The organism is Bifidobacteriaceae bacterium (genome assembly GCA_031281585.1).
Lineage (GTDB): Bacteria > Actinomycetota > Actinomycetes > Actinomycetales > WQXJ01 > JAIRTF01.
On the sequence record JAITFE010000084.1, the window covers coordinates 1 to 7,908 of the forward strand.

Below are 7,908 nucleotides of genomic sequence, written 5' to 3' on the forward strand. Positions count from 1 at the left end.
ACCGGTCCACAGGTCGCTGAAGGGTGTGGCATTGATGAAATCGCGGGCTGCGCGGCTCATGAAATCAGCGGTCTGCCATGGGCGGGTGGCCCAGGAGGCGTCAAGCAAGGATTCCAGCCTCCCCGCAGACCGGGCGGCCGCCGAAAGCCGGCGAAGCGCGATGTACTCGCCTGGAATGTCCGGCTCATAGGGGACAACGTCCGCGCGGGCGCTGGCAGCGCCACCGTGCCCGGGTTGGCCGAAATGCTGGCGGACCGTGCCAACGAACGTTGGGAGCCCGCCGGAGACCGAGGCTGCGGAGAGCTTGAACCGGGAGAGGTGCGGATGGGAGTCCAAAGCCGCGCCCAGGTCCTCGATTGGCCCGGTGATGGTGGAGTAGGCGCAAATGTCCAGCGCGGCGTTCTTCGCTTCCACCGTCCAGGTTGTCGGCAGGCGGGCCCGTTCATGCTCGTAAATCATGTTCTGGAGGTCCTCCAAGCTCAAGGTGGCCCAGCGGTCGCCACCTTGGTTATGGGTCCACGCCAGCGCGAGGAATAAAAGGTAGAGAGGGCGAGTCCGGTCGGGGTCGATCTCGGACAACCGTCCTAATATCATGGCGCTCTCGCGTGGCGGGACACTTAGAGAAGACAACAACCTGTTCATCTCCTCATCGCCCAACCTGGTCCCCTCAAGCGCGAGTTCCGACGGCGCCGTCCCGTATCTCAGGTGTTCTAGCTCCCGCTTGTCGACCTGATTGGCCATCTCCGCGTACCAGCGGGGTTGCCCCAGGTCCGTCCACGGGTCCGCGAATGACTCCCGCTCAAGGATCAAGACCCGCAGCTTTTGGTCCCGCCTCCCTTGCAGGCCGGTGAGCCAGCGGCCGACCTGGCCGCCGTGGCAGGCTGCGTAATCGACCACCAGCAGCAGATCCTGGGGGAAGTCCCAAGTGAGGCAACTGGGAGCCGATCCGTCGAAGAACTCGCGACGCAGGAACTGAGCCCGCCAACCGCGCCGCTCGATCCGCTGGCAGAACTCATAAGCGAGCCGGCTCTTGCCGAAGCCGCCCGGCCCAGTGACAGCCCACCACAACACCTCTCGGTCTTCTTCGCAGAACTCCTCCAAGCGCTCGAGTTCTTTCTCGCGGCCCACAAAAGCCACTTTCTTCGAGGTGAAATGGAGCAGCGAGTCGCTGGGCGGCGGGAGTCGCGGTTGACCCAGCAAATACCTCGCGAAGTCACTCTCCACGAACTGGCGAAGAGCCGCCGCCAGGTCCGCCAGGACCCCATCCGGCACTTGGAGAGGTCCGATGGCCTTCTCAAGGTGCTCCACGGCGCCGCGGAGCGCCTGCGCATCACCCGCCACCCGCCGCAGCGATTGTTCCAGCCCCAGAACGCGCTGATGAAGCCCAGCGAGCCGTTGATGTTCGCGGAACCCCGGATTCGTGGCGCATTGCCTCTCGATTCTCTCGACAACCAGGGCAGCCGCCGCGCTATCGCATTCGCAGTAGCGCGCCAAGCCATCGGTGCCAAAACTCGCGCCCACCTGCAAGCACTTGCCAATAAAGGCAAGGGTCAGGTCCAAGCTGGGGAATTCCGTTTCACCGAGTTCCGCCTGCTGCCGCCGGTCTTCGGCTTCACGCCAGCCGCGTTCCGCTAACCGGCGGATTTGAGCAGTCCAGTCCTTCCACTCATCGTCCGGCAGCCAGGGCACCGCAAAGGCCGCGACCTTGGCCAGCAGGCCGAAGACCGGCGCGCCGCCGGACCCCACGCTGAGCAGGTCGCCCGCCAACGCCAGCGAGTCGCTGGCGATCCCAGGCCGACGCGCGCTCACGTGTCACTCCTGGGATGCTGAGGTGCAACAACGTGGGGCGCTCGGGTCACGTTCCCAATGCTAGCGATCAACTCAGCGCCACAGTTGAGTTCTGCTCAGGCCAGATTGTTGGTCGCCGCGCGCGGGCTGACCCATGCCAAGTTGGCCGGCTGCAAACCCGACCGCTGCGACGCGGGGGCGTTGGAGGTCGGCATCGTGCTCGGGGCGGCCCAACCGGAGGTGGCCACAGAAGAAGCCGCCGCGCTGGAGGCGATGACCCACTGGCAGAGTTGGCGGTAGGCACCGCCTGAGCGGGCGAAAGCCAACAGCACCGATAGGCTATGAAGCCGTGTATCTCAAGACGCTGACTCTGCGGGGCTTCAAGTCTTTCGCCTCCACCACGCGTCTGGCGTTCGAGCCGGGGATCACCTGCGTTGTTGGGCCCAACGGGTCCGGGAAGTCCAACGTGGTGGACGCGCTGGCCTGGGTGATGGGCGAACAGGGCGCGAAGTCGCTGCGCGGCGGCCGGATGGAAGACGTCATCTTCGCGGGGACGCGCACGCGGCCGGCCCTGGGCAGGGCCGAGGTCCGGTTGACCATCGACAACACCGACGGCGCGCTGCCGATCGACTACACCGAGGTCACCATTTCCCGCACGCTGTTCCGCAACGGCGGCTCCGAATACGCCATCAACGGAACGTCCTGCCGGCTGCTCGACATCCAAGAATTGCTGTCAGACACGGGTTTGGGCCGCGAGATGCACGTCATAGTGGGCCAAGGGCACTTGGACGACGTCCTGACCGCCTCCCCCGAGGAACGCCGAGGCTTCATCGAGGAGGCCGCCGGGGTGCTCAAGCACCGCAAACGCAAGGAGCGGGCCCTGCGCAAACTGGACAACATGCAGGCCAACCTGACCCGCCTGCAGGACCTGACCGCCGAGATCCGGCGGCAGTTGGGGCCGTTGGCGAAGCAGGCCGACGTGGCCCGGCGCGCCCAAACCATCCAAATCGCCGTGCGCGACGCGGGCGCCCGCCTGTTGGCCGATGACGCCGCCCAGCTTGAGGCCTCCCTCGCCGCCGAGGCCGCCGACGAGACCGCCTTGAACGAACACCGCGAACACCTCCAGGCCACGCTCGCCGGCGCCCGCCAACGCCTCATGGAGTTGGAGCAGCACGCGGCCGCCGCCGTGCCGGAGTTGTCCAAAGCGTCAGAGCTGTATTTCCGCCTGGCCGCGCTCGCGGAGAAGGTTCGCGGCACCCGCAACCTGGCCGCCGAACGCGCCCGCCTCCTGGGCCAGGGCGAGTTCCACCTGCCCGCCGCCGGGGTGACCGGCGCCGGTTCCACGGAGGGGTTGGAGGCCCTGGCCGCCAAGTTGTCCGCCGAACAGGGGGCTTTGGAAACGCAATTGTCCGATGCCGACGCGGCCGTCGAGTCCGCCCGCCGCCTTTCGCAGTTGGCTGATCAGGCGTTCCGCGAGGAGGATGAGCGCTACGCCGCCGCCTTGCGGGCGGTGGCGGACCGGCGCGAGTCTCTCGCCACCCTGACCGGGCGGGTCGCCACGGCCCGCTCGCGGGTCGAGGGCCGCATGACGGAGATAGCCCATCTGACGGACCAGCTTGAGGCGGCGTTGGCCGCCCGCGCCGAGGCGGAGCAGGAGTTCACGGTCCTGGAGCAGCAGATCGCGGGCGTGGAGGACGGCGAGGCCGCGCTCAACCGCGACCACGAGAAGGCCACGGCCGAACTGGACCGGGCCAAGGCGGGCCTGGCCGAACTGGGCGAGCGCCAATCGGCGGCGCGCGCCCAACTGGCCGGCGCCAGCGCGGCCCGGGACGCCTTGGAGTTGGCGATGGCCGCAAAGGACGCCTCGGCGGCGCTGACCGAACGGGTCCGCACGCTCGGCCCGCTGGCCGGCCTGCTCCAGGTCGAGAAGGGCTGGGAGGCCGCCATCGCGGCGGGCCTGGGCCCGGCGGCGGAGGCGCTGGCGGTCGCGGCCATAGGCGACGCGGTCGACTCGCTCCGCCTGGCCCGCGCCGAGGATTTGGGTCTGACGGCAATAGTGATCGGCCGCGACCTCGACGCAAACCAGACTGTGGTCGGCGAGGGAGCGGCCCCCGACCGGGCGGACGGCTCCGGGAGCGGCCCCCTGGAACGTTCGGACCGGGCGGATGACGCGCCGGACGTTTCGCGGCCAGGGGCTTCCCTTGCTACTGGCACCGCGGGCGGGATCTCAGACCCCGCAGCGGGCGGGCCGCCGGAGGGGCGGTGGGCTTTGACCGCCGTCCAGGCCGGCGACCACGGCATTGCCGGCGCCCTGGCCGAGCTCCTGGCAGGCGTTGTGCTGACCGACAACTTGGCCGAAGCCCAGCGGGTGGTGGCCGCCAACCCAGCGCTGACGGCGGTGACGAAAGACGGCGACCTGCTCAGCGCCAGCTTCGCGGCGGGCGGGTCGGCTGGCGGCCAAAGCCCCATCGAGTTGGCCGCCGCCCATGCGGAGGCCGGGCAAACCATGGCGACCGCGCAGGCCGCCCTTGAGGCCACGGCGTTCGAGTTGAAGGGGGCCTCCGCCCGGTTGGCGGAGGCGGAGCAGGCGGTCGCGGCCACAATGGAGGCTTTGACCCAATCAGACGCGAAGCATGCGGCGGTCGCAGACCGCCTGGGCCATTTGGCGGCCGCGGCCGGCTCAAGCCGCGACCTGGCGACCAAAGTCCAAGCCCGCCTGGATGAGGCGCAGGCCGCCCTGGCGGAGGACCAATCGGCCCTGGAAGCGGCATCTGCGGAACTGGAAGCCGCGCAAAATGGGGACGGTACCTATTTCTTGGGGCCCGACGACCGCCGGGCCGCCGGAAATGGGCACGGCCGTATTCCCGGCGCGGAGGACCGCCAACCCGCCAGGGCGGATGACGCCTTGGACCCTGCAACCAGCGGGATCGCCGCTGGAAATGGGGACGGTACCTATTCTTCGGGCGTGGATGCTGCGGAGTCGGCCGGGCGGACCCCGCCCGCCGTCCTTGCCCGCTCCCACGCCGCCGGGGACGGCGCCCACGGGGAGGGGCGAGGGGAGGGGGGCGACGGCATCGGGCAACTGGGGGGCGAGCCGAACCCGGCGGAAAGAGACCGGCTGTCGGCGGAGGCGCAAAACGCGCGCCAGGCGCTGACCGAGGCGACGCTGGAGGCGCGCGCCTTACGACAGCGGCTGGAGGGTTTGGCGACCAGGATCGCGGCGACCAGGCGGGCTGCGGAGACGGAGCGTCAGGCGGAGGAAAAGGCGAAGGCGCGAGCCGAGCGGCGGGCGGAGCAGGCGGCTGTGGCGTTGGCTGTCGAGCGGGCGGCGGCGCAGCTCGAGGGGCAGGTCGGCCACGCGGCGCAGGCGGCTCGCGACCAGCGCGACCTGTTGGAGCAGCGGCGGGCGGAGCGGGAAACGGAACTGGCGGGGCTGCGGGGCGCCATTGACCAGGTGCGGGCGGAGCTGGCGGAGATCACCAGCGAGGTGCACCGGGATGAGATGGCCAGGGCGGCGGGGGCGGCCAAGCTGGAGGGGGTCGCGGCCAGGGCGCTTGAGGAATTCGGCCTGACTTTGGACACGTTGCGCGAGGAATACGGTCCCGACCAGCCCATTCCGGACCCGGCGGCCCCCGAGGCGGAACCCATCCCGTATGTGCGCGAGGAGCAGGAAAAGCGGCTGCGGCGGGCGCAGCGGGAACTGACCGCGCTGGGGCGGGTGAACCCGCTGGCGCTCGAGGAATACGCCGCGTTGGAGGAACGGCACGAGTTCTTGAGCCGCGGGCTTGACGACATCAAACGGTCTCGGGCGGACCTGCTCAAGGTGGTGCGGGAGATCGACGCGCGGGTCGAGGAGGTCTTCGCCTCCGCTTTTGTGGACACTCAGGAGGCGTTCACCAGGGTGTTCGGGCGACTGTTCCCCGGCGGCGAGGGCCGACTGGTCGCCACCGACCCGACCGACTGGCTGGCGACCGGGGTGGACATTGAGGCCAGGCCCGCCGGGAAAGCGGTCAAGCGCCTCTCGCTGCTCTCCGGGGGGGAGCGTTCCCTTGTCGCGGTCGCGTTCACGCTGGCTATCTTCATGGCCCGGCCGTCCCCGTTCTACGTCATGGACGAGGTCGAGGCCGCCCTGGACGAGACGAACCTGGGGCGGCTGTTGGGGATAGTCGAAGAACTGAGGACCGACTCTCAGGTGCTGATGGTGACCCACCAGAAACGCTCAATGGAGATAGCGGACGCCCTTTACGGGGTGACCATGCGGGACGACGGCGTTTCGACGGTGATTTCGCAACGCCTGCGGGAACCCGATTCGCGCTAAGCGGCCGCGCCGATTAGCTCGCTGAGCTTCTCCATGTTGGGCGCCGGAACGTCCAACTCCCTCGCCGCGCGCACGATCGCCTCAAAGTTCATTCTCAACTCATCCAGCGCCAGCGGAGCATGAGCGCTGTACCGCTGTGCCCTGCCGCCTTCCGGGGTGGGACCGTCAGCCACCTTTCGGGGGCTGTCGCGGGCGGCGTAAAGGGCCCAAACGCGACCTTCGGCCCCTTCGTGATCCACCAGCGGATCACGATCAGCGTGGAGGTCGCACTTGGGGCCGTCGCGGGCGGCTTAGGGGGCCCAAACGCAACCTTCGGCCTCTTCGTGATCCACCAGCGGATCACGATCGCGACGACGGTCGCACCCAGCCCACCACAGGGGCCCGTTTCCGGCTCCAACGCGACCTTCGGCCCCTTCGTGATCCACCAGCGGATCACGATCGCGATGACGGTCGCACCCAGCCCCGCCCCGGCGTCGGGTTGGACAGCAGGGCACCAGTGCGGGCAAGCGCGAAGGACCGGCGTACGGTGCGCGGCCCACCGCGCCAAAGCGCCGATCCACGTCAGACCGCAAATCCCCCGAGGACGCCCCAGCGGCGACACCTTCCCTCAAAGTTGGCCGATGCTTCCAGACCACCAGCGCCCGCTGCCGTCCAGACTGAAGGCGTGCAGCCTGTCGCCGCGCCCGACCAGCAGGAGCCTGGACGGGTCGGCCCCCGTGGCGCGCCACGCGGAGACTCGGGTGACCCGAAACCTGCCCTCCTCCATCACACCCAAGAACACCGCTTCCCTCCTGCCATAGGCGCCGATCAACGCCATCCGCTGCCCGTCGATAACCATCGCTCGAGCCCCCGCCACCTCCGCGTTGGCCAATTCCCGCTGCCGGCCCTGTTCGACGACGATAACCGGGAAGCCCACGTAGGGGCACACGTAAGCCATCCGGTCCGTGACGTTCATGGCGTAGCAGTCCGCCATTTGCGGGTAGGACAGCCGCCACGCTGGTTTAATCCCGCACACGCCCGTGGCATCAATGGCGACATCCCAGCGCACGCAGCCAGCGGCCGCGACGTTGCCACCGGTCCCCCGGCCGTCGTCCTCGGCGAATACGCCCTCGTCGAAGTAGGACACCCACAGGCTTCCGTCGTGGGTGGTGTGGACCTGCTCGATGCCGTCTCCCACCCGACCAGCCCCGAGGCGTTTCCCGCTCGGGCCGAACACCAGCGCGTTGTCCTCGCCCCCGCGCCGACGCCGCCCGACCACGATCCATCCCAACGGGTGCGGCTGCGTGGTGGGGACCTGGGGCATCGGCCCATTCAACTCCGTGATTTGCCACACCGCGCCGACGCCGTCCTGCTGGGTTGCGACAGCCCCGAAGCGGCCGCGATTCGACTCCCCCGCCGCCGGATCGCCGGGCGTGGGCACCCACAGACAGCACGCCTCCTGGTCCGGCCCCACGTTGGCCGACGTCAAAGAACCGAACCCTTCCGGCGCGATCAGCGGCGGATGCTCGATCAAGCAGAAGTCCATCCCGCCACACGCTATCGAAACTCGGCTCGGGGGACTCAAGGCGAAGGGGGAGCGGACAAGGCACCCGCCACAAGGCAGCGCAAACGGGGACCGCGCCCTGGGCACGCATGGGCGGGGTTCTCCGAGAGGTAGAATCCCCTGCCGAAGTCCTTGAACGGCCGGCACCTCGACAGGTCGCCTCCACGCACAACCTGATTCGACCCGTGGTAGAGGATCAACGAATTTCTCCGCCGGCCTGGGCGGCCACCAAGACCAGGTCCGCCACAACGTCCTCGAA

At 69.0% G+C, this 7,908-nt stretch carries 5 protein-coding genes; 2 read left to right on the forward strand and 3 right to left on the reverse strand.

Features of this window, described 5'->3' with window-relative positions:
* Positions 1-1,809 (reverse strand): hypothetical protein (locus tag LBC97_09805; GenBank protein MDR2566325.1); only part of this gene is annotated, 1,809 nt, incomplete at its 3' end.
* Positions 1,810-1,893: 84 nt separating this feature from the next.
* On the opposite strand from LBC97_09805, the gene LBC97_09810 reads away from it, so the two are divergent.
* Positions 1,894-2,088, forward strand: coding sequence for a hypothetical protein (locus LBC97_09810; GenBank protein ID MDR2566326.1), 195 nt, complete (start codon positions 1,894-1,896; stop codon positions 2,086-2,088).
* 49 nt (positions 2,089-2,137) lie between these two features.
* Positions 2,138-6,106, forward strand: a complete 3,969-nt coding sequence (locus LBC97_09815) for an AAA family ATPase (GenBank protein ID MDR2566327.1) — start codon at positions 2,138-2,140, stop codon at positions 6,104-6,106.
* 607 nt (positions 6,107-6,713) lie between these two features.
* Here the strand turns inward: LBC97_09815 and LBC97_09820 are convergent.
* Positions 6,714-7,631 carry a hypothetical protein gene (locus tag LBC97_09820; protein MDR2566328.1) on the reverse strand — a complete coding sequence of 306 codons (918 nt, stop codon included), beginning with the start codon at positions 7,629-7,631 and terminating at the stop codon, positions 6,714-6,716.
* A gap of 35 nt (positions 7,632-7,666) precedes the next feature.
* The gene (locus LBC97_09825; GenBank protein MDR2566329.1) at positions 7,667-7,849 is read right to left on the reverse strand and encodes a DUF3990 domain-containing protein; all 183 of its coding nucleotides are present in this window, start codon (positions 7,847-7,849) and stop codon (positions 7,667-7,669) included.
* Positions 7,850-7,908: the final 59 nt, after the last annotated feature.